We start from the raw sequence: 26,623 nt of genomic DNA, 5'->3' as shown, positions 1-26,623 counted from the left end.
CCCACTCGCCGACCCTCTCATCCGCGTCCGTCCTTCGCAGTCCGGACACCGCCGACGGGGGATCGTCACGGCCTCAGCCGGGAACCACCGTCCCCCGCACGTCGCCGAACCCGATCCGCGTGCCGCCCGGACCCGGCGCGGTCGCGCTGATCACGACCTCGTCGCCGTCCTCCAGGAACGCGCGGGTGCCGCCGTCCGGCAGCTCGAACGGCTCGCGCCCGCCCCACGACAGCTCCAGCAGCGATCCGCGCTGGTTCCGCTCCGGGCCGGTCACCGTGCCCGAGGCGTACAGGTCCCCCGTGCGCAGGCTCGCGCCGTTGACCGTCAGGTGCGCCAGCTGCTGCGGGGCCGTCCAGTAGTGCGTGGCGAACGGCGGGCTCGACACGAGGTGCCCGTTCAGCCGGATCTCGATCGCCAGGTCCAGGCCCCACTTTTCGCCGGTGCGCAGGTATTCGAGCGGCTCCGGCTCCTGGGGCGGCCCGTCGACGCGCGCGTGCTCCAGCGCCGCCAGCGGGACGATCCACGGGGACACCGACGTCGCGAACGACTTGCCGAGGAACGGCCCCAGCGGCTGGGACTCCCAGGCCTGCAGGTCACGCGCGGACCAGTCGTTGACCAGGCAGACGCCGAAGACGTGCGCCTCGAAGTCCGATGTGGACACCGGCGTGCCCGGGACGGACGGGACGCCGACGACAAAACCCACTTCCGCCTCGACGTCCAATGAGCGCGACGGGCCGAACTCCGGGACTTCGGCGTCACGCGGCTTGCGCTGCCCGTTCGGGCGGACGACGGGGGTCCCGGACGTCACGACGGTGCCGGCCCGGCCGTGGTAGCCGATCGGCAGGTGTTTCCAGTTCGGCGACAGCTCGGCCGCGTCGGGGCGGAAGATCCTGCTCGCGTTGAGGGCGTGCTGCTCGCTCGAGTAGAAGTCGACGTAGTCGGCGACCTCGAACGCCAGGTGCGTGGTGACTTCGGTGAGCGGCACCAGGTGCGGCCGCAGCTGGTCGGCGTAGCGGGGTTCGGTCAGCCACTCGCGGACGCTCTCGCGGACCTCCCGCCAGGTGCCCGGCCCGGCGGCCAGCAGCGGGTTGAGCACCCCGGAGGTGAGCAGCGCGGCGAACGGCGCGGCCGTCTCCGCCGCGGCGGCCGTCAGGTCGAGCACGTGCTCCCCGACCGCCACCCCGATCCGGCGTTCGGGCCCGCCGGCGACGGAAAAGGCGCCGTAAGGCAGGTTGTCCAGGCCGAACGGCGTGGTGTCGGGCAGGTCGAGCCAGGTCACGTTCACTCCTCGTCCCGGGGCGCCGCGGCCCGCGCCGCCACCCAGTCGGCCACCACGTCCGCCAGCACCGGGATGGGCAGGGTTCCGTGGCCCAGCACCGTGTCGTGGAACTCGCGGATGTCGAACCGCTCGCCCAGCGCCTGCTCGGCTTCGGCGCGCAGGCGTTCGAACTCCAGGCGGCCGACCATGTACCCGAGCGCCTGCGCGGGGTGGCCCGCGTAGCGGTCGATCTCCGCTTCGATCTCGATCCGGGCCATCGGGGTGTGCTCGACGAGGTAGTCGACCGCCCGCTGCCGGCTCCAGCCCAGCGCGTGCAGGCCGGTGTCCACCACCAGCCGCGCCGCGCGCATCGAATCCTGGGTCAGCAGGCCGAGCCGCGCGACGTCGTCGGAGTACAGGCCCATCTCGTCCGCGAGGCGCTCCGCGTAGAGGCCCCAACCTTCGGCGTATGCGTTGAACATCGCGAGCCGGCGCAACAGCGGGACGCCGGTCAGCTGCTGCGCGAGCGTCACCTGGAAGTGGTGCCCCGGCACGGCTTCGTGGAACGCGATCGCCTCGCCCAGCGTCCGCTGCCGCTGGTCGGCCTCGTGGGTGTTGGCGTAGTACGTTCCCGGTCGAGAGCCGTCCAGCGACGCCTCGATGTAGTACGCGATCGAGCCGCTCGCCGCCTCCGCCGCGGGCACCGGCGCGACCGCGCACCGCTGTTCGGGAAGCCGGCCGAACCACTGCGGCGCCACGGCTTCCGCCCGCTCGATCGTCGCCCGGGCGGCGGCCAGGAGCTCCTCGCCGTCGCGCCAGCGCAGCGCCGGATCGGTCCGGATCCGGTCGAAGATCTCCGCGAGATCGGTGGTGCCGAACACTTTGCCGCCGACTTCGCGGTACTCCTCGGCGAGCCGGTCGATGATCGCGAGCCCGGTGTCGTGCAGCTCCTGGGCCGTGCGCTCGGTTGTCGTCTCGGCGCGGATCAGCGCCGCGTACCGCTCCGGCCCGCCCGGCAGGTCACCGATCCCCGGGGACGTCTCGGGGCGCGCGACCGGCACCACCTCCGACGCCAGGAAGTCCCGGTACCGCGCGTAAGCGGGCCGCACGACTTCGGCCAGCAGGCGGTCTCGTTCGGCTTCGAGCCCCTGGACGGGCACCTTCAGCGGGTCGTTCTCCGGGTCGTCCAGGTAGCGCCCGACATACCCGACGCCGATGCGCGCCAGGAACTCCGGCGGGGTGAACCCCTCGGCGAGCGTCGCCCGCTGCCGCTCGATCAGCTGGTCCAGGTAGGTGCCGACGGCGGCCAGGCGGGTCAGGTAACCGCGGGCCTTGGCCTCGTCGTCGAGCACCGCCTGCGGCAGCATCATCAGCAGCTCGAGCGCCGGCGCGGCCATCCCGTCGCTCACCGCGATGTCGGCCCGGCGCGAGTCGTGCACGTCGATCTGCGTGCGCGCCTGCCAGATCACGACGTCACGGGTGACGCGCTCGGCGGCGGACGCCGGCTCGAGCGCCTCCGCACGCGTGATGATCGCGGCGAACCCGGCGCGGTGCCGCACGGCCGCCTCGGCGGTCTGGTCGGCGAGCCGGTCGTGGGTGCCCGGCAGGCCGTAGAGCGACGGCCACAGCGGCTGGGCCTCGAACATCAGCTTCAGGCATTCGTCGGCGAGGGAGTCCGGCGTGTCACGGCGGCTCGCCACCCAGTCGGCGACCACGCCGGACAGCACCGGCAGCGGCAGGGTGCCGCTGCCGAGCACGACGTCGTGGAACTCGCGGATGTCGAACCGCTCGCCCAGCGCGCTCTCCGCGTCGGCCCGCAGCCGCTGGATCTCCAGCCGCCCGACCATGTACCCGAGCGCCTGCCCCGGGTTGGCCACGTACCGGTCGATCTCGGCCTCGATCTCCAGCCGCGCCATCGGTGTGTGCTCGACGAGGTAGTCGACCGCCCGCTGCCGGCTCCACCCGAGCGCGTGCAGCCCGGTGTCGACGACCAGGCGGCCGGCGCGCATCGAGTCCTGGGTGAGCATGCCCAGCCGCGAGACGTCGTCGGAGTACAGGCCCATCTCGTCCGCGAGCCGCTCGGCGTAGAGGCCCCAGCCCTCGGCGTAGGCGTTCACGCTCGCGATCAGGCGCAGCAACGGCAGCCCGGTGAGCCCCTGCGCGAGGCACTGCTGGAAGTGGTGCCCCGGCACGGCTTCGTGGAACGCCACGGCCTCGCTGGTGAACCGCGGCCGCTTCCCGGCCTCGTGGGTGTTGGCGTAGTAGACACCCGGGCGCGTGCCGTCGAGCGACGGCCGCAGGTAGTACGCGATCGTGCCGCTGGTGGCCTCGGCCGCGGGCACCGGCGCGACCTCGCACCGCTGCTCCGGAACCCGGGAGAACCATTGGGGCGCCACGGCTTCCGCGCGGGTGATGGCCGCGCGGGCCCCCGCCAGCAGCTCTTCGCCGTCGCGCCAGCGCAGCGCCGGGTCGGTCCGGATCCGGTCGAAGATCTCCGCGAGATCGGTGGTGCCGAACAGCTTCGCCCCGACCTCGCGGTATTCCTCGGCGAGACTGTCGATCAGCGCGAGCCCGGTGTCGTGCAGGTCCTGCGCCGTGCGCTCGGTCGTCGTCTCGGCGCGGATCAGCGCCGCGTACCGCTCCGGCCCGCCGGGCAGCTGCCCGATGCCCGGCTCGGTTTCGGGGCGGGCCACCGGCGCGACCTCGTCGGCGAGGAACGCCCGATAACGCGCGTACGCCGGGTGGACGACGTCAGTGAGCAAGCGGTCGCGTTCGGCTTCGAAGCCTTCGAGCGCGTACGACGGTGTCACCCGCAACGGGTCGCTCTCCGGCGCGCCCAGGTAGCGGTCGAGGTAGGCGACGCCGGCGCGCACCAGGAAGTCCGGCGGTACGAGCCCCTCGCCCACCGCGGCCCGCTGCCGGACCACAAGCGCGTCGAGGTACTCCCCCACCCCGGCGAGCCGGGCCAGGTAACCGGCCACCTTCAGCTCGTCGTCCAGCACCGTCTGCGGCAGGTACAGCAGCAGCTGCAGCGCGGGCGCGCCGAGCCCGTCGCTGACCGCGAAGTCGGCGCGGCGGGAGTCGATCGTGTCGATCTCGGTCCGCGCCTGGGAAACCACGACGTCCCGCGTGACCCGCTCGGCGGCGGTCAGCCCGGCCGGGTCGATCGCCTCGGCGCGCGCGGCGATCGCCACGTAGCCGGCGCGGGCCCGGGTTTCGGCCTCGGCCGACGGGTCGGGCAGCCGGTTGTGCGCCCCCGGCAGGCCGTACACCGACGGGGCGATCGGCTGCCGCTCGAAGTTCAGCGCCACCAGCTCGTCGGCCAGCCGGTCGGGCGTGTCCCCCTGGCCCGCCACCCAGTCCGAGACGACCTTCGCCAGCGCGGACAGCGGCAGCATGCCGTGCCCGAGCACGACGTCGTGGAAACCGCGGATGTCGAACCGCTCGCCGAGCGCCTGCTCGGCTTCGGCCCGCAGCCGCTGGATCTCCAGCCGCCCCACCATGTACCCGAGCGCCTGCCCCGGCCAGCCGATGTACCGGTCGATCTCCGCTTCGATCTCCAGCCGCGCCATCGGCGTGTTTTCCACGAGGAAGTCGATCGCCCGCTGCCGGCTCCAGCCGAGCGCGTGCAGCCCGGTGTCGACGACGAGCCGGCCCGCGCGCATCGAATCCTGTGTCAGCAGGCCGAACCGGGCGACGTCGTCGGAGTAGAGGCCCATCTCGTCGGCCAGCCGCTCGGCGTAGAGCCCCCAGCCCTCGGCGTAGGCGTTGAACATGCCGACCCGCCGCAGCAGCGGCAGGTCCGTCAGCTCCTGGGCCAGGCTGAGCTGGAAGTGGTGCCCCGGCACGGCTTCGTGGAACGCGATCGCCTCGCTGGTGAACCGCGGCCGCTTCTCGGCTTCGTGGGTGTTGGCGTAGTAGGTGCCCGGGCGGGTGCCCTCGAGCGACGGCGGCAGGTAGTACGCGATCGTGCCGCTCGCCGCGTCCGCTTCGGGCACCGGCGCGACTTCGCACTTCTCCGCGGGGAGGTGCGAGAACCATTGCGGCGCCACGGCTTCCGCCCGCGCGATGGCGTCACGGGCTGCGGCAAGCAGCTCCTCACCGTCCCGCCAGCGCAGGGCCGGGTCGGTGCGCAGGCGTTCGAAGATCTCGGCGAGATCGGTGGTGCCGAACACCTTCCCGCCCAGTTCGCGGTACTCCTCCGCGAGCTTCCCGATGATCGCCAGCCCGGTGTCGTGCAGGTCCTGCGCCGTGCGCTCGGTCGTCGTCTCGGCCCGGATCAGCGCGGCGTAGCGCTCGGCGCCGCCCGGCAGGTGGCCGATCCCGGGCTCGGTGTCGGGCCGCCCCACCGGTTCGACCTCGGTGCGCAGGAAGTCGCGGTAGCGCGTGTAGGCCGGGTGGACGACCTCGGTGAGCAGGCGGTCGCGTTCGGCTTCGAACCCCTCGACCGCAGCCGTCGTCCCGACCTTCAGCACGTCGGTGTCCGCCGCCGCGAGGTAACGGTCGATGTACTCGACGCCGACCCGGGCCAGGAACGCCGGCGGCACGAGCCCCTCGGCGAGGCTCGCGCGCTGCCGCTCGGTCAGCGCGGCAAGGAACGGTTCGATCGCGGCGAGCCGGGCCAGGTAGCCGCGCGCCTTCCGGTCGTCGTCCAGCTTGTAGTAGGGCAGGTACATGAGCAGCCCCAGCGCGGGTGAGGTGAACCCGTCGCTGACGGCGATGTCGGTCGCCCGCGACCCGAGCCGGTCCGCCTCGGTTTCCGCGGCGGCGGCCACGACTTCGCGGGTCACGGCCTCCTCCGCCGTCATGCCCTCGGCCGGCAGGGCCCGCGCGCGGGCCGCGAGACTGGTGTAGGCGGCGTGGAAACGCTCCTGCGCCGCCCGGGACTGGTCGCCGAGGCGGTCGTGGTCACCGGGCAGGCCGAGGACGGACGGGTGCAGCGGCTCCTGCTCGAACGTCAGCGTGACGAGCTCGTCCGCCAGGCCGTTCGCCGTGTCACCGTGCCCGGCCACCCACTCGTCGACGACGGAGGCGAGCACCGGCAGCGGCAGCGCGCCGCCGGAGAGCACGACGTCGTGGAACGCGCGGACGTCGAACCGGGAGCCGAGCCGCTGCTCGGCGCGGGTGCGGATCCGCTGGATCTCCAGCCGCCCCACCATGTACGCCAGCGCCTGGCCGGGCCACGCGATGTAGCGGTCGACCTCGGACTCGATCTCGGGCAGCGCCTCCGGGGTGTGCTCGACCAGGTAGTCCACGGCCTGCTGCCGGGTCCAGCCCAGCGCGTGCAGGCCGGTGTCGACGACCAGCCGGCCCGCCCGCAGCGAGTCGCCGGTCAGCATGCCGAGGCGCGCGACATCGTCGGAGAAGAGGCCCATCTCGTCGGCGAGGCGCTCGCTGTAGAGCCCCCAGCCCTCGACGTAGGCGGTGAACATGCCGATCCGCCGCAGCAGCGGCAGCCCGGTGAGGCCCTGCGCGGTGCTGAGCTGGAAGTGGTGCCCCGGCACGGCTTCGTGGAACGCGATCGTCTCGGCCGGGTGCCGCAGCCGCTCGGTGGCCTCGTGGGTGTTCGCGAAGTAGATGCCGGGCCGGGAGCCGTCGTCGGCCGGCCGCAGGTAGTACGCCGCGGGCGCGCCGGGCGCGACCTCCGCCGGCACCGCCTCGACGGTGCACGGCTGCGGCGGGATCCGGCCGAACCACTTCGGCGCCTCGGCGGTGGCCCGGGCGACGGCCGAGCGGGCGGTGTCGAGCAGCTCCTCGGCGCTGGTCCAGCGCAGGGCCGGGTCGGTGCGCAGCCGCGCGAAGATCTCCGCCAGGTCGTCGGTGCCGAACACCCTGAGCCCCAGCTCGCGGTACTCGACGGCCAGCGACTCGATGACGTCGAGGCCGGTCTGGTGCAGCTGCGCCGGGGTCAGGTCGGTGGTCGTGTGGACCCGGGCGAGCCGCGCGTATGCCGCTTCGCCGCCCGGCAGCGCGGAGAGGCCGGGACGGTCAGCCGGCCGCCCGTGCGGCTTCACCTCGGTGAGGAGGAACTCGCGGTACTCGGCGAACGCGGGCCGGACGACGTCGGTGAGCAGCTCGTCACGCCGGCGCTCGAACTCCTCGTCCGGCGCCGGCTGGCGGCGCAGCGGGTCGGCGGCAGGCTCGGCGAGGTAGCGGTCGAGGTGCGCGACCGCGGCGTCGACCAGGTGGGCCACCGGGACCAGGCCGTCGGTGATGCCCTCGGTGTGCCGGCGCGCGGCCTGGCGCAGGTACTCCGGGACCGCCGCGAGCCGCCCGAGCTGCGCCTCCGCCGTCTCGCCCGCCGTCACGGGGGTCATCGGCAGGTTCAGGAGCAGGGTCGCCGCGGGCCCGATGGAGAGGTCGGTGACGGTGAACTCGGCCGTCCGGGCGTCGATCACCGCGATGCGGGCCTCGGCGGAGGTGATCAGGACGTCCCGGGTGACGCGGTCCTCGGCCGCCAGGCCCTCGGTCCCGAGCGCGCGCGCCCGCTCCAGGACCGCCGCGATCCGGGCCCGGGACGCCTGCTCGGCTTCGGCCGACAAGTCCGGCAAACCGGTCGCCGCCGGGCGGACGCCCAGCACCGCCGGCGTCAGCGGATCGGCGGCGAACAGCGCTTCGACGAACTCGTCGGCGAGTTCGGTGACCGCGGTCATGACGGGACCCCCAGCTATCGGTGTGTGCTCCCGGCCGACCCTAACGGAGATCACCGACAAGAACGGCCGGTCGTTCGCCGGGGGCGGACGGCCTCGGCGCGACCGGCGGGGCGACGCGGTAGCGTTCACCGAGTGGCCGTGACCGATCCCGTGGACATCCGCCTGCTCGCCGCGCTCGCCGACCTCGGCAAGGCCGCGGTGCACGAGCTCGCGGCCAAGGTCGGCATGGATCCCCGCGAGGTCGCCTACCGGCTGGTCGCCCTGTCCGGCAGCGGGCTCCCGCTGCTCGTCGGCGTCGAAAGCGACCCGAACGGCCTGCGCGCGGCCATCGCCGGCGCGCCGCCGTCGTGGGCGAACCGGCCACCCGCGGCGCCGCAGTTCCCGCCGTCGCAGCCGGTGCCGCAGCAGCCGCCGATGCCCCCGGGTCCGGGTCCGCAGGGCGTGCCGTCCGGTCCGTACAACGTCCAGGGTGCGCCGTCGGGGCCGTACAACGTGCAGGGTGCGCCGTCCGGGCCGTACAACGTCCAGGGCACGCCGTCCGGGCGGTACCCCGGCCCGCCGCCCCGGCCCCCTCAGCAACAGCCGCCGCGTCCGCCGCAGCAGCAGTTCGCGCCGCCGCCGGTGCCGCTCGACCCGTCCGTCAGCACGTGGGGCCTGCCGCAGACGGCGTCGTGGGCCCGCGGTGACGAACCCCCGCGCACCGGCGCTCCCGGCGGCAAGCAGGGCCGGCTCGGCCAGGTCATGGAGACCCAGGGCCTGGAAGGCGAACAGCTGTCGGTGCAGCTGCTGGAGGTCCAGGACCCGGCGGACTTCCTCTTCAGCGCGGCCGGCTACCGCCTGGAGAACGGTGAGCGCTCGGTGGTCGTGCACACCGAGATCACCAACCGCGGCGCGATCCCGTTCGCCTCACTGCCGGACAACTACCTCGAGCTGCTCGCCGCCGACGGCACGGCGATCGGCAAGGCGCCGGTGTCGCTGACGTCGCGGCCGCCGCACAAGATCGGCGTCAAGCCGGGCGAAACCCTGGGTGGCCACACGGTGTACGTGCTCCCGGACACCACCCGCGTGGTCTCGGTCCGCTGGAGCCCGCGGCCGGAGCCGGACGAGCGCACGCTGACCTGGTCGATCGACGACTAGTAACTCTCGTCCTGCAGGATCTTCAGCGCGTTCGCCAGGTCTTCCGGGTACTCCGACTCGAACTCGACCCAGCGGCCGTCCGCCGGGTGCGCGAACGCCAGCGTCTTCGCGTGCAGCCACTGGCGGCTCAGGCCGAGGTGGCGGGCCAGGACCGGGTCCGCGCCGTAGGTGAGGTCACCGACGCACGGGTGCTTCAGGGCCGAGAAGTGGACGCGGATCTGGTGCGTCCGCCCGGTTTCGAGCTTGATGTGCGCGAGCGACGCCGCGCGGAACGCCTCGACGACCTCGTAGTGCGTCACGCTCGGGCGGCCGCCCTGGACCACTGCGAACTTGTAGTCGTGGCGCGGGTGACGGTCGATCGGGGCGTCGATCGTGCCGCGGGTCGGGTCCGGGTGGCCCTGCACGATCGCGTGGTAGCCCTTGTCGACCGTGCGCTCCTTGAACGCGCGCTTCAGCACGGTGTACGCGTGCTCGCTCTTGGCCACGACCATCACGCCGGTCGTGCCCGCGTCGAGCCGGTGCACCACGCCCTGGCGCTCGGCCGCGCCCGACGTCGCGATGCGCAGGCCGGCCGCGGCGAGGCCGCCGACGACGGTCGGGCCGGTCCAGCCCGGGCTCGGGTGCACGGCGACGCCGACCGGCTTCGAGATCACGACGATGTCGTCGTCGTCGTGCAGGATCTTCATGCCCTCGACGGGCTCGGCGACGATCTCGACCGGGTTCGCCGGCTCGGGCAGCGTGACTTCCAGGAGCCCGCCCGCGGCCAGCCGGTCGGACTTGCCCGCGGGGCGCCCGTCCAGCAGGACGTCGCCCGATTCGGCCAGTTCGGCCACCACCGTGCGGGAGAGGCCGAGCATCTTCGCGAGACCGGCGTCCACGCGCATCCCGTCGAGCCCGTCGGGCACCGGGAGCATCCGCGAGCTCACGCCTGGTCCTCCTGTGCTTCGGCCTTCTTCTTGTCCTTGGTCGACGTGCCGTCGTAGTCCTTGCCCAGCAGCGACAGCAGCACGATGAGCGCGCCGCCGACGCAGATCGCCGAGTCGGCGATGTTGAAGATCGCGAAGCCCTTGCCGTTGGGGGCGAACGCCGAGATGAAGTCGACGACGTGGCCCTGCAGGCCGCCCGGCGGGCGGAAGATCCGGTCGGTGAGGTTGCCCAGCGCCCCGGCCAGCACCAGCCCGAGACCGATCGCCCAGCCGATCGAGCGCAGCCGCCGCGACAGCCAGATGATCGCGATGACGACGGCGAGCGCGACCAGCGCCAGCACCCACGTCATCCCGGTCGCCATCGAGAACGCGGCGCCCGGGTTGCGGATCACCTGCAGGTAGATCAGCCCGCCGAGGATCCGGACCGGCTCCTTGCCCTCCAGGTTCGCGACGACCAGGTTCTTCGTCACCAGGTCGATCGCCCAGAGCACGACCGCGACCGCGAACACCCAGCCGACACGGCGCTTCGGCAGCAGCGGCTTCGCCGGGACCTCGGGGTTCTCCGGCGCGTCGGCCACGGGGTCGGGCGCCGCTTCGGCGGCGGCTTCGGTCTCGGGTTCGGAGTGGCTGGGCTCGGTGCTCACCGGTCCATTGTCCACGCCTGGTCAGGGTGCGTCGGCGGCAGTGTCGCGGGGACGCCGGAGGAGGACCGCGAACGCCGCGGCGAACAGCGCGCTCGCCGCGGTCAGCGCCCCCGTCACCGGGGTCGGCAACAGCACGCTGACCAGCGCGAACACCACGCTCACCGCGAGCACGAACCAGCTGCGCTCGTAGGCGGCCAGCACCAGCAGTCCCAGGGCCGCGACGAGCGCGCCCCGGACGTCGCCGGGCAGCCGCAGCTCCACGGCGCCGAGCAGGTCGAGCAGCGGGACGGTGGCGAGCGCGGCCAGGGTGCCGAGCACGAACCGGACGGGCCGCGGCGGGGTGCCGGCGCGGCGCAGGTGCAGCCAGTACCAGCCGGCGACGGCGAGCACCACGCACGCGAGGCCGGCGAGCCAGCCGAGCCCCGCGGGCGGCACGACGTTCGTCGCGTAGACGTCGGTGGAGTACCACCCCGTGCCCCCGACCCCGCCGGTGCCGAGCCCGACCCCGGACAGGTCCTGGGGCAGCTCGTAGGCGCGCGAGTGCACGAACTGGCCGGCCTCCGGCGTTTCCGGGACCAGGGCGACCACCGCCATCACGAGCTGCGCGAACCCCAGTGCGGCCAACGGGAACCAGTAGTCGCGCGATCTCCCCATCGGGGCAGGATAGCGCCCGCCAGCAGGACGCCGGCCGAGATCAGCACACCGGGCAGGTCCGCGACGAGGACGGCGACCGCCCCGGAAAGCACGGCGGTGGCGAGGATAAACGGACTGCGTTCCCACCCCGCGACGACGGCGAGGCCGAGCGTCGCGAGGATCGGGCCCCGGGCCGTGGCGTCGAGGCCGAACCAGCTGTAGGCGAGCAGATCCAGCAGCGGCACCGCGAGCACGACGCCGGCGGCGGCCAGCACTGCGGCTTTCGCGCCGAGCCGCCGGGCGTACCCGGCGACCACCGCGAGGAACGCGGCGATGAGCGCCCACTGCCAGGCCACCCCGATCCCACCGCGGTAGGCGATCACCGTGTCGGAAATACTGAGGAACTGCTGCGGGCCACCGTGGTCGTCGACGGTGAGCCCGAAAACACTCTGGTACGACGGCGCGGCCGGCGCGAAGTGCGACGCCAGCTCGGCGGTCACGGCCGAGCGGCGGAACAGCTCGACCGTGACCAGGACCAGCTCGGCAAAACCGAGCAGTGCCAACGAAACCCCGTGCCTCCCCATCGGCCCAGGCTAGCGCTCAGCAGAACGGCGGCAGCTCCCGCGGGTCGCCCACCGGCGCCCAGCGGCCGTCCACCTTCGTGTACTCCCAGCGCGCGCCGCGGGCGACGATCTGGCGCAGCGCCAGCACCACGCGGTCGACGTGCTCCTCGGTGCTGCCGAGGCCGAGGCTGACGCGCACCGCCTGCCGGCCGTCACCGCCGGCGACACCGATGAGCCGCTTCGCCGCGATGTGGGCGCAGAACGCACCGTCGCGCACGCCGATGCCGTACTCGGCCGACAGCACGGCCGCGAGCCAGCCGGGGTCGAAGCCGTCGACGACGAAGCTGACCGTGCCGACGCGGTCGACCGGCGCGTCGAACAACCGCAGCTCGGCGCAGCCGGGGATGCTCTCCAAACCCTTGCGCAGCCGGGTGAGCAGGGCCTGCTCGTGCGCTTCGACCGCGGCCCAGTTGCGGCTCAGGGTTTCGCAGGCGACATCGAGCGCGTACACGCCGACAGTGTTGGGCGAGCCCGCTTCGTGGCGCTCGGGCCCGTCGTTCCAGACCACGGCGTCGTCGGTGACGAGCTTGGTCGCGCCGCCGCCGGCGAGGTACGGCTGGGCGGCGCGCAGCCAGTCGGCGCGGCCGATCAGCGCGCCGGCGCCGAATGGCGCGTACAGCTTGTGGCCGGAGAGGGCGACGTAGTCGACGTCCAGCTCCTTGATCGAGACGCGGCGGTGCGGGGCGAGCTGGGCGGCGTCGAGCGCGATGCGGGCGCCGTGTTTCCGTGCCACCGCGGCGATTTCGGCGACCGGGAGCAGCTCACCGGTCACATTGGACGCTCCGGTGACGACCACCAGGCGCGGTCCTTCGGGGCAGCCGGCGAGCGCTTCGTCCACAGCGGACACCGCGGCGAGGCGGGTGCGCGGGGTCGGGATCCGCCGGACGTGCGGGCCCCGCCACGGAAGCAGCGCCGCGTGGTGCTCGGTGTCGAACACGACCACCGAGGTGCGCGGCGGGAGGCTGCGGGCGAGCAGGTTGAAGGAGTCCGTGGTGTTGCGCGTGAACACGACGGTGTCGGTCCGGCGCGCGCCGACAAACCGGCGCAGGGTGTCACGGGTGCGCTCGTAGAGCTTCGTCGACACCTGCGACGCGAAGCCCGCGCCGCGGTGGACGCTGGCGTACCAGGGCAGGAACTCGTCGACGGCGCCGCGGACGGCCTCCAGGCACGGCGCGCTCGCCGCGTGGTCGAGGTTGGCGTAGCCGATCTCGCCGCCGGTGACGAGCGGGACCCGCAGCGACGCGCCGGCGACGGCCGGGATTTCCTGCGGGACAACGGTTTCGACGAGCTCGACGGGAGCGACGGTGCTGGTGCGGTCGATGGCGAGAGTCATCGGTGCCTCCTCGGCAGTCCGGGGGACCCCGGCGAGGGGCCCGCGCTTGCCCGTCGCACGACGCGACCGGCCCGGTCTTCACCCGGGGCACCCCACCGCGGTAGGAGGGTTGCCGGCCAGCAAGCCGGGGCTTGACGCTGGCACTCATGACCTGGCTCGAAGGTAACCGAAACCGGACGCGGCGGCCAACCCCCGGTTCGCATTCTGAGACGCCGCTCACAGGACTGCGCAGGATGCGAGAAGGGTCAGAGCTTCGCGCGGAAGTGGCCCGGCAGCTGCGTGACGGCGTTGTCCGCGAGGTGCGTCGCGGTGCCCTGGTACTGCTCGGATCCGGCGGTGAAGCGCCAGCCGCCCAGGGTCTTCCCGTCGACCGGCTCGCCGTGGGCCGCGGCGACCGCCGTCGAAACCTCGGCGAAGGACTTGCCGTCCCAGTTCGCCGCCGGGGCGTCCGGCAGCGTCCAGAGCGTGAAGTGGACGTGCGCGCCGGTGCTGCTGCCGCCGCACGGGAGCGCGTTGCCGGTCGAGCCGAGCTCGGCCCCGGCCTCGACCTGCTCACCGTCGGTGACCTTGATGGCCTCCATGTGGTAGTACCCGGTCCGCCAGCCGCCGGCGTGGTCGATGGTCACCCAGTCGCCGCCCGCGCAGTGCTGGAGGTGCACGGTGCCGGCCAGCGGGGCCCGCACGGTGCGGTCGGCCGGGCTGAAGTCGACGGCGTTCTTGACCCCGGTGCTGCCGTCGTCGGAGTGGATGCCGGCCGAGTACACCTGCTGGCCCGCCTTGAACGGCAGGGCCAGGGCCGGGAACGGCGCCACTTCGGCGCTCGCGGCCGGCGCGGCGAGCAGCCCGCAGGCGGCGGTCATCACGGCGGCCAGAACCGCCCCACGAACATGCAGCTTCGTCACCGTGCGTACTCCTTTGGCTGTTCACTCACCCATTCGAACTAACCGGATCGAGCGCACAGTAGGCCAAAGGTTGGATCACTGGGAAGATCACACGGCGTTTTTATGCCCGACGATCACCCTCACGGAAAAAGATCACCAGGTCAGCACGAGAACCGGACAAGGACCGGACAAGACGCAGGCCAGCGCCAGCCCAGTCGTCCGATCGATCACGGACCGGCCACGACCACGAACGGGCTAACGGCCCGACTCGCCCTTCCAGCGGGCCAGGCGCCCGGCCCGGTCCACCGCGCGGAGCCGGCGTTCGACGGTGTCGCGGACGACGCTCGTCGTGACGACCAGCAGCTGGTCGTGCTCCTGCAGCCGGCTCGTCTTCTGCGGGGTGAAGCCGGCGCCTTCGCGCACGACCAGGCTGACCGTCGCCCCGACCGGCAGGCGCAGCTCGGACAGGTACACGCCGTGCAGCTTCGACCCGGGCTGGATGCGGACCTGCAGCAGCTCGGCGCCCAGCTCGTCCAGCGGCGCGGAGTCGACCTCGATCTCGTGCGGCTCGGACTTCTTGGACAGCCCGAGCCAGCGCGCGAGCGGCCCGAGCGTCGCCCCCTGGAGCAGCGTCAGCACGATGACCAGCACGAACACCGCGTCGACCAGTCGTTGCGCGCCCGGCAGCCCCTGCGAGAGCGGGATCATCGCGAGCACGATCGGCACCGCGCCGCGCAGCCCGGCCCACGACAGGAACACCTGTTCCCGCCACGGCAGCTTGAACGGCAGCATCGACAGCACGACGGACACCGGCCGGGCCAGCAGCAGCACGACGGCGCCCGCGACCAGGCCCGGCACCAGCGTCTCGAGCAGCCGGCTCGGTGAGGCGAACAGCCCGAGCAGCACGAACAGCCCGATCTGCGCCAGCCAGCCGAGCCCTTCGGCGAACGACAGCGTGTCCGAGCGGTGCGGCAGCCGCGAGTTGCCGAGCACCAGCGCGGCGACGTAGGTGGCGAGCAGCCCGGACGCGTGCGCCAGCTGCCCGGACGAGTACGCCACGACGCACACCGCGACGGTGGCGAGCGGGTAGAGACCGGTCGCCGGCAGCGCGGCCCGCCGCAGCGCGATCCCGCCGAGCCAGCCGAAGGCGAGCCCGATGGCCAGGCCCGCGCCCAGCTCGTAGACCACCAGCAGCGGCAGCGTCCAATCCACAGTGGTGCCTTCGGCCAGCACGACGACGGCGATGTAGGCCGGCGCGTCGTTGATGCCGGACTCCAGCTCCAGCGCGCCGACGAGCCGTTTGCCGACACCGGCCGTGCGCAGCACCGAGAAGACCGCCGCCGCGTCCGTCGAGGCGAGGACCGCGCCCCACAGCAGGGCGAACCGCCAGTCCAGGCCCAGCAGGAAGTGCAGGGCTGCGCCGGTGACCGCGATGCTGACCACGACGGCCACAATGGACAGTGCGATTCCGATGCCCAGCGCGGGTTTCACCGCCGACCACCGGGTCGTCAGCCCGCCTTCGGCGAGGATCATGACGAGCGCGGCGAGCCCCAGCGACTGGGTCAGCTCGGGGTTGTCGAACCGGATGCCGAAGCCGGCTTCGCCCAGCAGCACGCCCATCGCGAGGTAGAGCAGCAGCGAGGGCAGGCCGAGCCGGATCGACACGCGCACGGCGAGCACGGAGGCGAGCAGCACGACACCGCCGATGCCGAGCAGCACGGGAAGCTGGTCCATGCCGCCTCCCTCCGAGTGCCGTGGGCCCTCAGAATAGTGAGGCGGTGGGGTTAACTCGTTCGTGTACCGCTGGGGCGCGTCGCGGACGCGGTGTGTTAAGGCCCACCGAGCGCGGTGAGGTCGACACCGAGCGCCGCGAACGGCTTCTCCGCCGCGGGAAGCACCTTCACGGCGCGATGTCCGTCGTGGCCGACCCAGCCGGCGTCGACGGCCCGCTCGAGCAGCGCCGCGGGCAGCGCGCCGGCGAGGTGGTCGCGCCGCTCCGTCCAATCCAGACAGTCGCGCAGCAGCGGCCGCCGCCCGGCCGCGACCGGCACCCCGAGGTCGTCGAGCACCTCGCGGCCACGGCCGGTCAGCGCGAGCCCGTCGCCGGCGTCGATCAGGCCGGTGGCCAGCATGCCGTCGCGGAGGGCGACGCCGAGAACACCGGCGAGGTGGTCGTAACAGGTGCGCGCGAAGCCGAGCCGCTTCACCCGCAGTGACGACTTCAGGCTCGTGACCGGCCGGTGCTCGGCGTGCTGGGCCAGGTGCTCGATCAGCTCGGCGACCCGCGGGTCGGCGATCCGGACGTAGGACGCGCGGCCCTGCTTGACCCGGGCGACGAACCCGGCGTCGGTCAGCCGCGTGACGTGCTCACTCGCCGTCGACAGCGCGATGCCGGCCGCCTTCGCCAGCTCACCGACGGTCCAGGCCCGCCCGTCCAGCAGCACGAGGCACATGGTGGCCCGGCTCGGATCCGCGAGCACGGCGGCCACTTCGGCCAGCGCGATCGTCTCCATAAGACCACGGTACGACCCGGACCCTTCGCCCGCGGCCGAACCGACGCACCTCACCGGACGACATGCGTACCCCGCCGGACGACACGCGTACTCAGCCGGACGACACGACGCGGGCCGGGACCGCGGGCCGTGTCGTCCGTGCAGGTACGCGAGTCGTCCGTGCAGGTACGCGTGTCGTCCGGCTGGGTACGTCGGTCAGAGGGACTTGAGGAACGTGGCGGCCAGCTGGACGGCCGGGCCCGAGTCGTTCGAGTTCTCCAGGACCACCGCGAACGCGACGGTGCCGCGGTAGCCCACGAACCAGCCGGTGGCCGACGCGCCGTCGCCGAACTGGGCCGTGCCCGTCTTGCCGAACACCGTGCCGGCTCCCGCGGCGGCGCGACCCGTTCCGCTGGTCACCACCGCGCGCATCATCTTCCGGACCTCGCCGAGCACCGAGGACGGCGGTGGCGAGTAGCCCTTGACCACCTGCGTCTCGACGTCGTGCCACAGGCGTGGGGTGATCGCCTTGCCGGAGGCCACCGTCGCCGCCATCACCGCGCCGCCGAGGCAGCTCGCCTGGATGCGGCCCTGGCCGAACCCGTCCTCGACCTGCTCGTCCTTGCTCGCCGCCGGCTCGACCTTGCCGAGCTCGGTGTTGATCCCCGGGATCTCGTAGTCGGCGTTCAGGCCCAGCTCGTTGGCCGCCTTCTGCAGCCCGTCGGCGGGGAGGGCCAGCGCGAGCTGCCCGAACGTCGTGTTGCACGAGCGCGCGAACGCCGTCTGCAGGTTCGTCGCGCCCAGCTCGAACCCCTCGTTCTTGACCGTGCGCGTGCCGATCGTCGCGACGCCGGGACAGTCGACCGGCGAACCCGCGTTGAGCCCGCTCTGCTGGACCGCGGCCACCGCCGTCGCGATCTTGAACGACGAACCCGGCTCGTACAGGCCGTTCAGGGCCTTCGGCGCGTCTCCCGCGGCGGCGTTCTGCGCGACGGCCAGGATGTCGCCCGACCCGGTGTCGAGCGCGACCATCATCGCGGATCCCCGGTACCCGTTCACCGCCTTCTGGGCGGCGTTCTGCGCGGTCAGGCTCAGGCTCGACACGAGCGCCGGCGCGCCGTCGGCGGACGCCTTGCCGAACAGCGTCTCCAGGCTCTTGCCCGCGGCGTCGACCCGCTGGACGGCGAACCCGCTGCCCGCGGCGGCCGTGACCTGGCCGGTGAGCGCCGAACGCAGCAGCGGTGCCGGGTCGCCGTCGACCGGGTGCAGGCCGCCGGCCCCGCTGACCAGCAGGGGTTTGCCCTCGCGGTCGGCGACCGCGGTGCTGTCCTGCACGGCCGTGCTGATCACCAGCCGCTGCCCGGTCTCCAGCTTCGGGTGCAGCAGGGACGGCGCCCAGTGCACGAGCCACTTGCCGCCGGCCAGCGCGAGCTGGAACGGGACGTCGTAGGTCCAGACCTGGCCCGGCTTCAGCGCCCAGGTGAGGCTGAACGTGCCGCCCGTCTGCTTCGCCCCGGCCGGGGTCGGCTGCAGCACGGTCAGCTTGGCGGTGACCGACGACGGGCTCAGCGTGTTCCGCGCGTCGCGCAGGGCCACCGCGGCCGCTGTGTTGTCGTCGGTCAGCCGGCTCGCCGCGTCGGAGTTGTTCTCGGAAAGGTCCTGCAGGTACTCGGTGATCGCCGACCGCGGGTCGAGCGCGCCCGGGCTTTCGACGCTCGTCGCCCCGGCTTCCGCCTCGGGGGTCGAACCCCCGCCGTTCAGCACGAAGAACGCCGCCACGACCACCACCACGACGAGCAGCGCGCCGCCGATCAGGATGCCGCGTCTTCTGGCAGGACTCATTCCGGTAACCCCTCCCCCAAGGAACACCACCGCCGTGGGTGACCGGCCGATCTTACCGGCCACCCACGGCGGCCCGTCAGGCTTTCGCCACCGAAACCGTCACCTTCGTCCCGTCGCCGACCGTGCCGGCGAAGCCCTCGGCCACCGGGCCGTAGGACACCGACGTCGCCAGCGTCTCCGACGCCAGGAACTTCTCCTGCGCCCGCGCCGCTTCGACGACTTCGGCGGGCGCGTCGACCGTCAACGCGATCCGGTCGGCGACGTCGAGACCGGCGTCGCGACGCGCCTGCTGCACGACCCGGACCAGGTCGCGGACCAGGCCTTCGGCCGCCAGCTCCGGCGTGACCTCGGTGTCGACGAGGACCAGCCCGGACCCGCCGGGCAGCTCGGCCGCCGCGCCGCCGCCCTTGGCGACCAGCCGGCGCTCGTACTCGCTGTCGAGCAGCTCGATCCCGGCCGCGACGACCTTGCCGCCGACGAACGTCCAGTCGCCCGCCTTGACGGCCTTGATCACGGTCTGGACGTCCTTGCCGAGCCGCGGCCCGGCGGCGCGGGCGTTCACCGCGACCTCGAACCCGCCGTGCGCGGCGACGTCGGTGGTCAGCTCGACCGCCTTGACGTTCACCTCGTCCCGCAGGATGTCGGCGAAGGCGCCCAGCGTCTCGGCGTCCTCGGCCGCCACGACCAGCGAAGACAGCGGGAGCCGCACGCGCAGCTTGTTCGCCTTCCGCAGCGACAGCGCCGAGGACGCCACCTGCCGCACCCGGTCCATCGCCGTCACCAGCGCCGCGTCCGCGGGCAGGTCGAGCGCGTTCGGCCAGTCGGCCAGGTGCACCGAGCGGCCGCCGGTGAGGCCGCGCCAGACGACCTCGGTGGTCAGCGGCAGCAGCGGCGCCGTGACCCGCGACGTCACCTCGAGGACCGTGTGCAGCGTGTCGATCGCGTCCTGGTCACCCGCCCAGAAGCGGTCCCGCGAGCGCCGCACGTACCAGTTCGTCAGCGTCTCCAGGAAGTCCCGGACGGTCTGGCACGCGCCCGCGACGTCGTAGTGGTCCATCGCGTACTCGACGTCGGTGACCAGTTCGTGCGTCTTCGCGAGCACGTACCGGTCGAGCACGTTCGCCGAATCCGTGCGCCACTTGCCTTCCACGCCTTCGGCGTTCGCGTACAGCGCGAGGAAGTAGTACGAGTTCCACAGCGGCAGCACGGCCTGGCGGACGGCGTCGCGGATGCCCTTGTCGGTGACGACCAGGTTGCCGCCGCGCAGGATCGGGCTCGCCATCAGGTACCAGCGCATGGCGTCGGAGCCGTCGCGCTCGAAGACCTCGTTGACGTCCGGGTAGTTGCGCAGCGACTTGGACATCTTCTGCCCGTCCGAGCCCAGCACGATGCCGTGCGAGACGCAGGTGCGGAACGCGGGCCGGTCGAACAGCGCCGTCGCGAGCACGTGCAGCAGGTAGAACCAGCCGCGGGTCTGCCCGATGTACTCGACGATGAAGTCGCTCGGGTAGTGGTGCTCGAACCACTCGGCGTTCTCGAACGGATAGTGCACCTGGGCGTAGGGCATCGAGCCCGAGTCGAACCAGACGTCGAGGACGTCCGGGACGCGGCGCATGGTCGACTTCCCGGTCGGGTCGTCCGGGTTCGGCCGGGTCAGCTCGTCGATGTAGGGCCGGTGCAGGTTGTCCAGCCGGACGCCGAAGTCGGCTTCCAGCTCGTCGAGCGAGCCGTAGACGTCGGTGCGCGGGTGCTCCGGGTCGTCGGACTGCCACACCGGGATCGGCGTGCCGAAGTAGCGGTTGCGGGAGATCGACCAGTCGATGGCGTTCTCCAGCCACCGCCCGAACTGGCCGTCCTTGACGTTCTCCGGGTACCAGGTGATCTGCTGGTTGAGCTCGACCATCCGGTCCTTGAACTGCGTCACCGCGACGAACCACGACGAGACCGCGCGGTAGATCAGCGGGTTCCGGCAGCGCCAGCAGTGCGGGTAGGAGTGGTCGTAGGTCTCGTGGCGCAGCAGCACAGCACCCTGCTGCGCGGCGGAACCGGTGCCGTTCTTGAGGTCCCGCACGATGTTCGGGTTGGCGTCGAAGACCTGCTGGCCCTCGTAGTCGGGCACGGTCGCGTCGAACTTGCCGTGCGCGTCGACCGGCGTCACCGGCGGGATGCCGGCGGCGTCGGTGACCACCTTGTCGTCGGCGCCGTAGGCGGGGGCGATGTGGACGATCCCGGTGCCGTCGTCGGTCGTGACGTAGTCGGCGGCGAGCACCTGGTGCGCGTTCGCGGTCCCGGCGAAGTACGGGAACGGGGGTGCGTAACGGGTTCCGAGCAGCTGCTCACCCGTGTAGCGCGCGACGACCGTCGGCTCTTCACCGAGTTCACGCTCGTACGCGGCGACCCGCGCTTCGGCGAGCAGGAACCGCTTGCCGGGGAAGTTCTCGCTCTCGACGAGGACGTACTGCACCTCGGGGTGCACGGCCGTGGCGAGGTTCGACGGCAGCGTCCACGGCGTCGTCGTCCAGATCAGCAGATAGGTGCCGTCGAGTTCGCTGTCGTTGTCCTGCAGGCGGAAGCCGACCGTGACGGCCGGGTCCTGCCGGTTGCGGTAGACGTCGGCGTCCATGCCCAGCTCGTGGTTGGACAGCGGCGTCGCGTCGCGCCAGCAGTACGGCAGGACGCGGTAGCCCTCGTAGACGAGTCCCTTGTCCCACAGGCGTTTGAACGCCCACAGCACCGACTCCATGTAGGTGACGTCGAGCGTCTTGTAGTCGTTGTCGAAGTCGACCCAGCGCGCCTGGCGGGTGACGTACTCACGCCACTCGTCGGTGTAGCGCAGCACGGACTCGCGCGAAGCCTCGTTGAACTTCGCGATGCCCATCTCTTCGATCTCGGACGTCTCGGTGATGCCGAGCTGCCGCATCGCCTCGAGCTCGGCGGGCAGGCCGTGGGTGTCCCAGCCGAAGCGGCGCTCGACCTTGCGGCCCTTCATCGTCTGGTAGCGCGGCACCAGGTCCTTGACGTACCCGGTGAGCAGGTGGCCGTAGTGCGGCAGGCCGTTGGCGAACGGCGGGCCGTCGTAGAAGACGTACTCGTTCTCGCCGTTCTCGCCGGCGGGACGCGCGTCGATGCTCGCCTGGAACGTCCGGTCCGTCTCCCAGTAGGCGAGGACCTGCTTCTCCAGCTCGGGGAAGGACGGCTGCGACGGCACGCCCGCGCTGTCGTCGAGCTTGGCCTGGGGGTACATCCGGGTGCTCCTCGGTTCGTCGCTCTCGTACGGACGACCGGCTCCCGGTCACCCACACGGGGACGAAACGCCTGGCGGCGCACCGCGGTACCACCCCGCTTGCCCGGCGATGGAGACTGCCGGGCCGCTCGTTCGGCGGCTGTCACGGGCCGCACCCGTCCGGTTCTACTGAGAGCGTGACGCTCGGTTCTTCCGGAGGCTCCCCGGTGATGGCCGGATCGACGCCTTGCTGATACCAGGTTAACCGTCGCGCGCAACCGGGTTGTCACGAGGGGCTCGTACCCAGGCCAGCGTCACGCCGATCGCCGCCAGCCACAACGTCGCCGAGAGCAGGCCCGCCACGTGGAGGCCGTCGGCGAACCCGCCGCCCGCCACGGCGCCGAGCACCGCCACCCCGAGCGCGCCGCCGGCCTGGCGGGCCGTGTTGTTGATCCCGCCCGCGACGCCCGCCCGCTCCGGCGGGATGCCGCCGACCGCGGCCGTCACCACCGCCGTGGTGAGCAGGCCCATCCCCGCGCCGAGCCCGAGCAACGTCGGCAGCAGGGCCGGATAGCCGCTGTTTTCCTTCAGCAGCACCAGGTTCAGCATCCCGAGCGCCCCCAGCGCCAGCCCGGTGACCATGATCGGCCGCGGCCCGAAGCGGCCGGTCAGCCGGCCCGCCACCGGCGCGAGCACCGAGAGCGGCAGGAACAGCGGCACCACCTCGAGGCCCGCGGTCAGCGGCGAGGCGTGCCGCACGCCTTGCAGGTACAGCGTCAGCACGAGGATCGTGCCGATGCCGACGAAGTTCATCACCGCCGCGACGAAGTTCGCGCCCGCCGTCCGCCGGGCGACGTCGAGCGGCAGCATCGGGTCCGGCGAGCGGCGCTCGACGATGAGGAACGCCGCCACGGCGACGACCGCCACCACCGCGGCAGGCACGCTTCCGCCGATGACCGCGTAAACCCCGGCGCCGAGCGCGAGCGCGGCGGTGACGATGCCGGCGACGTCGACCCGCCGCCCGGACACCCGGTCGCCGCGCGGGACCAGCCGCCGCGTCGCGACGGCGGCCGCGAGCACCACCGGGACGTTGAGCCAGAACACCGGCCGCCACCCGAGGGCCGCGACGATCGCGCCGCCGAGCACCGGGCCCACCGCCAGCGCCAGCGCCGACACCCCGGCCCAGATCCCGAGGGCCCGCGCGCGCTCGGCGTGCCCGGGGTAGGCGTGGGTGAGCACGGCCAGGGTGCCGGGCAGCAGCAACGCCGCACCCAGGCCCTGCCCGGCGCGGGCGGCGACGAGCCACGGCACGTCGCCGGCGAGCCCGCACGCGGCCGACGCGGCGCCGAACAGCGCGAAGCCCGCGAGGACAACACGGCGGTGCCCGAAGACGTCGCCGAGCGCGCCGCCGGTGAGCAGGAACGCGGCCAGGACGACCGTGTAACCGTCGACCACCCACTGCAGGCCGGCGAGGTCCGCGCCGAAGCCGGCGCCGATCGCGGGCAGGGCGACGTTGACGACGGTGACGTCCAGCTGCACCAGGAACATGCCGGCGCACAGGGTGAACAGGAGCATGTCCCCAGTGGACCGCCGGGACACTTCCGTCGCGGTGGAAGTGTGCCGGGGGCATCCTGGAGGCATGGAAGGCGACGCCGACATCGCCCGCACCGCCGCGTTGTTCGCCGACCCCGCGCGGGTCCGCGTGCTGCTCGCGCTCGGGGACGGCCGCGCGCTGGCGGCGTCCGTGCTGGCCGCCGAGGCCCGGCTCTCCGCCCAGGGCGTCAGCGCGCACCTGGCCAAACTGCGGGCGGCGGGACTGGTCGTCGCCGAGAAGTCGGGTCGGCACCGGTTCTACCGGCTGGCCGGCCCGGACACCGCCGAGCTGCTGGAGACGCTGGCGCGGTTCTCCCCCGCCCAGCCGGTGACGTCGTTGCGCGAAGGCACGCGCGCGGAGGCGTTGCGCACCGCGAGGACGTGTTACGACCACCTGGCCGGCCGGCTCGGGGTTGCCGTGACGACGGCGTTGCTCGATCTGGGTGCGCTGGCCGGAGCGGCCGACACGCGGCGGCGGCCGGGCGACCGGATTTCGGCTCCCCTGCGCGAACACCCGTACACGCTGGGTCCCCGGGCGACCGAGGTGTTCGGCTCGCTCGGTGTGGATCCCGCCGCGGCGGCGGCCGGGCGCCGTCCGCTGCTGAAGTTCTGCTTGGACTGGAGTGAGCAGCGCCACCACCTGGCGGGCGCGCTCGGCGCGGCCGTCGCGACCCGGTTCACGGACGCGGGCTGGGTGCGGCGGCGCGGTCAGGCGCACCGGGCCTTGCGGCTGACGCCGGAAGGCGCGCGGGAACTGCGGATCAGGCTCGGGGTGGCGGACGTCGCCTAGCGGTGCGCGGCGACGAGCGTCGAGTCCGGGCTGCAGCGGTCACAGGGCGTGAAGCCGAGCTGACGGGCTTCGCCGACGCCGATCGGGATGCGTTCACGGCTGCCGAGCCAGACGCACGTCGTCAGGTGGTACCGCGGGTGCTCGTCGACGACCACAACTTCGTCCTCGAGATCGGCCAGCACCGCGATGTCCGCCGCGGAAGTCTCTTCCTCGCCGGGGTCGCCGTTGTCGGCCTTCTCCGGCGCGGCGGGTTCCGCCGCGACTTCGGCTTCGGGGGTGTCAGCCGGATCGCCCAGCTCACCGGCCGTCGGGATGAGGACGGTCTGCTCCGCCTCGGGCGCCTTCTCCGGTTCGGCGGCGGGCGCCGTCTCGGGTTCAGGTTCGGGCTCGGGCTCGACGGATTCGGCCGGTTCGGCCGCCGGCGCCGCGGACCGGCGGCGACGCCGGAGCCAGTCGGCGACCAGGATCAGCCCGGCCAGCACCGACAGGCCGATCGAAACCCACGCCCACAGCGAAGAAGCGGTGATGAGCGCGGTGACGAGCAACCCCAGAGCCGCCAGTACCAGGACCAGCACGATGTAAAGCACGCTGAATTACAGCACGAACGCGCCAAGATCGTCGGCTGACCCGCCCACGTGCGGTGCCGGATCGACTTCGAACCGTGGCTCACCCCGCCGGCGCGTGCCGGCGGGGTGGGCCCGGGGGAAATCAGCCCGCTTCGGCCCGCGGGCCGAACGAGTAACCCTGGCCGCCACCGGACGAACCGGACGACTGGCCGGAGTTCGAGGACGCCGACGCCGGGGCCGCGGAGCCGCGGTCGTCGAGCTCGCGCAGCTGGGACTCGAGGAACCCGCGCAGCCTCGTGCGGTACTCCCGCTCGATGGTGCGCAGCTCTTCGATCTTCTTGCCCAGCCCGCCCTTCTCGGCGTTGAGGCTGTTCATCGTCTCGGTGTACTTGCGCTGGGACTCGCGCTCCAGCGTGGTCGCCTTGTCGCGCGCCTGGCGCTCCAAGGTCTCCGCCCGGGTCCGCGCGTCGTTCAGCATCGTGTCGACGCGGGTACGGGCCTCGTTGACCATCGAGTCGGACTTCGCCCGGGCGTCCGAGAGCAGCTGCTCGGACTTGGTGCGGGCCTCGGCCAGCATCCCGTCGGACTCGGTCTTCGCCTCGGCGGTCAGCCGGTCGGCCATCTCCTGGGCGAGCCCGAGGACCTTGGCCGCCTGCACGTTCGGCTCCGTGCTGTCGCCGACCATCGAGTGCGCCTGGGTCTGCTCCATGGCGGACTGCGGCGGCGGCACCGGCGCGAGGCGCCGGGACGGCTCTTCGCGCATCGGGGGCGCGGACTTGGCACTGTCGAGCTCGCCACGAGTCGACTCGAGCTCGGCGTCGAGCTGCTCCATCTGCTGGCGCAGCTCGTTGTTGTCCTCGATCAAGCGGGCCAGCTCGGTCTCCACCAGGTCGAGGAACGCGTCCACCTCGTCCTCGTTGTAGCCCCTCTTGCCGATGGGCGGCTTGCTGAACGCGACGTTGTGCACGTCAGCGGGGGTCAACGACATCAGATCACCTCACGCACTCCATGGCCTGCAGGTCCATCCAAGTTCTTCCCCGATCAACTTGGAGTCGCCAGCTGCATCGCGAAGAACACAACCAGCAGCAGAACCATAATCGACAAGTCCAGTCCCACGCCGCCGATCCGAACCATCGGAATGATTCGCCTGAACAGGCGAACCGGCGGGTCCGTCACTGTGTAGATGGTCTCGAGCGTCACCGCAACCCCTCCGGCCGGATGCCACTCACGCGCAAAAGTCCGGACGAGTTCGATCACGATCCGCGCCGTCAGCAGCAGCCAGAAGGCGAACAGCACGTACCAGACGACCAGCCACACAGCTTCCACGTACCTACTCTAACCGGGCGTCTCCGTAGAAGACGCAGTTGAGGGGGTCGACGCGGCATCGGGTCGACAAAATCACGTCTGCTTGCGCTCAGCGGTCCGCGCGACTTCAGCCCCGCAAGAATAATCCGCCCTCGGCAATCCGCCGGCGGTCTTCCGCCGTGACGTCCACATCGGGCGGTGAGAGAAGGAACACCTTGTTGGTGACCTTGTCCATCGACCCGCGCAGCGCGAACGCCAGCCCGGCGGCGAAGTCGACGAGCCGCTTGGCGTCGGCGTTCTCCATCTCGGTGAGGTTGATGATCACCGGGATGCCTTCGCGGTAGTGCTCGCCGATCGCCCGTGCCTCCACGTAGCTGGTCGGGTGCAGCGTGGTGATCCGGCTGAGCGGGTCGCGCATCGGCGGGCGGGCCGGCTCGGTGACCGGGCGCAGGCGCGCCACCGGCTCCGGCTGCCGGTCGACCGCGAGCGCGCCGTGGACGGCGGGCTCGGACCCGACCACGGAGCGTGAACGGCTGCGGCTGACGGGCTCGTCGTACGTGTCGTCGACGTCGCGGTACCGTGAGCGGGACGGACGCGGGGCCGGCTCCTCGTAGGAGTCGTACTCGTCGTCGTAGCCGCGCCGGTAGTCGTCTTCGACGTCGTAGCCGTCGTCGTCCGCGGGCACCATCCCGAAGTAGGCCTTCAGCTTCTGCAGCGCGCTCAT

Annotated in this window: 19 protein-coding genes and 1 riboswitch; of the genes, 2 read left to right on the top strand and 17 right to left on the bottom strand. The window is 72.5% G+C overall.

The features are described 5' to 3' along the window. Nucleotides 1–73: 73 nt before the first annotated feature. Both fahA and ACZ63J_RS40145 read right to left on the bottom strand, forming a co-directional pair. Nucleotides 74–1,285 (bottom strand): fumarylacetoacetase, encoded by a 1,212-nt coding sequence (gene fahA / locus ACZ63J_RS40150; protein ID WP_465399258.1) that lies wholly within the window; start codon nucleotides 1,283–1,285, stop codon nucleotides 74–76. Then, nucleotides 1,282–7,911: a DUF885 domain-containing protein gene (locus ACZ63J_RS40145; RefSeq protein WP_465399259.1), complete on the bottom strand. Its 6,630-nt coding sequence runs from the start codon at nucleotides 7,909–7,911 to the stop codon at nucleotides 1,282–1,284. Before ACZ63J_RS40145 ends, fahA begins: the two co-directional genes overlap by 4 nt. A gap of 132 nt (nucleotides 7,912–8,043) precedes the next feature. On the opposite strand from ACZ63J_RS40145, the gene ACZ63J_RS40140 reads away from it, so the two are divergent. Next, nucleotides 8,044–9,048 (top strand): AsnC family protein, encoded by a 1,005-nt coding sequence (locus ACZ63J_RS40140; RefSeq protein ID WP_465399260.1) that lies wholly within the window; start codon nucleotides 8,044–8,046, stop codon nucleotides 9,046–9,048. Here ACZ63J_RS40140 and ACZ63J_RS40135 read toward each other — a convergent pair. From ACZ63J_RS40135 to ACZ63J_RS40085, 11 genes are all read right to left on the bottom strand, one after another. Continuing rightward, nucleotides 9,045–9,974, bottom strand: coding sequence for an RluA family pseudouridine synthase (locus ACZ63J_RS40135; protein ID WP_465309907.1), 930 nt, complete (start codon nucleotides 9,972–9,974; stop codon nucleotides 9,045–9,047). The two genes, ACZ63J_RS40140 and ACZ63J_RS40135, sit on opposite strands and share 4 nt — an antisense overlap. Continuing rightward, nucleotides 9,971–10,552, bottom strand: coding sequence for a signal peptidase II (lspA, locus tag ACZ63J_RS40130; protein ID WP_465310216.1), 582 nt, complete (start codon nucleotides 10,550–10,552; stop codon nucleotides 9,971–9,973). The genes ACZ63J_RS40135 and lspA overlap by 4 nt, the downstream gene beginning before the upstream one ends. An 87-nt stretch (nucleotides 10,553–10,639) precedes the next feature. After that, a complete protein-coding gene (locus ACZ63J_RS40125; RefSeq protein WP_465399261.1) occupies nucleotides 10,640–11,272 on the bottom strand; it encodes a hypothetical protein in 633 nt (210 codons plus the stop codon). Next, the gene (locus ACZ63J_RS40120) at nucleotides 11,212–11,835 is read right to left on the bottom strand and encodes a hypothetical protein (RefSeq protein WP_465399262.1); all 624 of its coding nucleotides are present in this window, start codon (nucleotides 11,833–11,835) and stop codon (nucleotides 11,212–11,214) included. Before ACZ63J_RS40120 ends, ACZ63J_RS40125 begins: the two co-directional genes overlap by 61 nt. 16 nt (nucleotides 11,836–11,851) lie before the next feature. Next, a complete protein-coding gene (locus ACZ63J_RS40115; RefSeq protein ID WP_465399263.1) occupies nucleotides 11,852–13,207 on the bottom strand; it encodes an aminotransferase class V-fold PLP-dependent enzyme in 1,356 nt (451 codons plus the stop codon). A gap of 37 nt (nucleotides 13,208–13,244) precedes the next feature. Further along, nucleotides 13,245–13,359, bottom strand: a riboswitch (SAM riboswitch). 93 nt (nucleotides 13,360–13,452) lie between these two features. After that, entirely contained in the window at nucleotides 13,453–14,109 is a 657-nt protein-coding gene (locus ACZ63J_RS40110; RefSeq protein ID WP_465399265.1) for a M23 family metallopeptidase, read from the bottom strand. 234 nt (nucleotides 14,110–14,343) lie between these two features. Continuing rightward, entirely contained in the window at nucleotides 14,344–15,822 is a 1,479-nt protein-coding gene (locus ACZ63J_RS40105; protein WP_465399266.1) for a potassium/proton antiporter, read from the bottom strand. A 95-nt stretch (nucleotides 15,823–15,917) separates the two neighbouring features. Next, nucleotides 15,918–16,601, bottom strand: a complete 684-nt coding sequence (locus ACZ63J_RS40100) for an ArsR/SmtB family transcription factor (protein ID WP_465335292.1) — start codon at nucleotides 16,599–16,601, stop codon at nucleotides 15,918–15,920. A 195-nt stretch (nucleotides 16,602–16,796) separates the two neighbouring features. Further along, nucleotides 16,797–18,422, bottom strand: coding sequence for a penicillin-binding transpeptidase domain-containing protein (locus ACZ63J_RS40095; protein WP_465399267.1), 1,626 nt, complete (start codon nucleotides 18,420–18,422; stop codon nucleotides 16,797–16,799). A 76-nt stretch (nucleotides 18,423–18,498) separates the two neighbouring features. Then, on the bottom strand, nucleotides 18,499–21,666 hold the full coding sequence (ileS, locus tag ACZ63J_RS40090; protein ID WP_465399268.1) for an isoleucine--tRNA ligase: 3,168 nt from the start codon (nucleotides 21,664–21,666) through the stop codon (nucleotides 18,499–18,501). A 240-nt stretch (nucleotides 21,667–21,906) separates the two neighbouring features. Further along, on the bottom strand, nucleotides 21,907–23,220 hold the full coding sequence (locus ACZ63J_RS40085; protein ID WP_465399269.1) for an MFS transporter: 1,314 nt from the start codon (nucleotides 23,218–23,220) through the stop codon (nucleotides 21,907–21,909). A 64-nt stretch (nucleotides 23,221–23,284) separates the two neighbouring features. Here ACZ63J_RS40085 and ACZ63J_RS40080 point away from each other — a divergent pair, with 64 nt between their 5' ends. After that, complete coding sequence (locus tag ACZ63J_RS40080) at nucleotides 23,285–24,028, top strand: ArsR/SmtB family transcription factor (protein ID WP_465399270.1); 744 nt, start codon at nucleotides 23,285–23,287, stop codon at nucleotides 24,026–24,028. On the opposite strand, the gene ACZ63J_RS40075 is transcribed toward ACZ63J_RS40080, so the two are convergent. The 4 genes from ACZ63J_RS40075 to ACZ63J_RS40060 all read right to left on the bottom strand — a co-directional run bounded on the left by ACZ63J_RS40075 (nucleotide 24,025) and on the right by ACZ63J_RS40060 (nucleotide 26,623). Beyond that, complete coding sequence (locus ACZ63J_RS40075; protein WP_465399271.1) at nucleotides 24,025–24,615, bottom strand: hypothetical protein; 591 nt, start codon at nucleotides 24,613–24,615, stop codon at nucleotides 24,025–24,027. The two genes, ACZ63J_RS40080 and ACZ63J_RS40075, sit on opposite strands and share 4 nt — an antisense overlap. Nucleotides 24,616–24,736: 121 nt before the next feature. Then, nucleotides 24,737–25,582: a DivIVA-like cell division protein Wag31 gene (wag31, locus tag ACZ63J_RS40070; RefSeq protein WP_465309896.1), complete on the bottom strand. Its 846-nt coding sequence runs from the start codon at nucleotides 25,580–25,582 to the stop codon at nucleotides 24,737–24,739. A gap of 53 nt (nucleotides 25,583–25,635) precedes the next feature. Continuing rightward, nucleotides 25,636–25,911 (bottom strand): YggT family protein, encoded by a 276-nt coding sequence (locus tag ACZ63J_RS40065; RefSeq protein ID WP_072477845.1) that lies wholly within the window; start codon nucleotides 25,909–25,911, stop codon nucleotides 25,636–25,638. A gap of 115 nt (nucleotides 25,912–26,026) precedes the next feature. Beyond that, complete coding sequence (locus ACZ63J_RS40060) at nucleotides 26,027–26,623, bottom strand: cell division protein SepF (RefSeq protein ID WP_465399272.1); 597 nt, start codon at nucleotides 26,621–26,623, stop codon at nucleotides 26,027–26,029.

The sequence above is a fragment of the Amycolatopsis sp. NPDC104863 genome (assembly GCF_055582965.1).
Note: the sequence above shows the minus strand (reverse complement) of the source record. Positions and strands in the feature narration are given on the sequence as shown.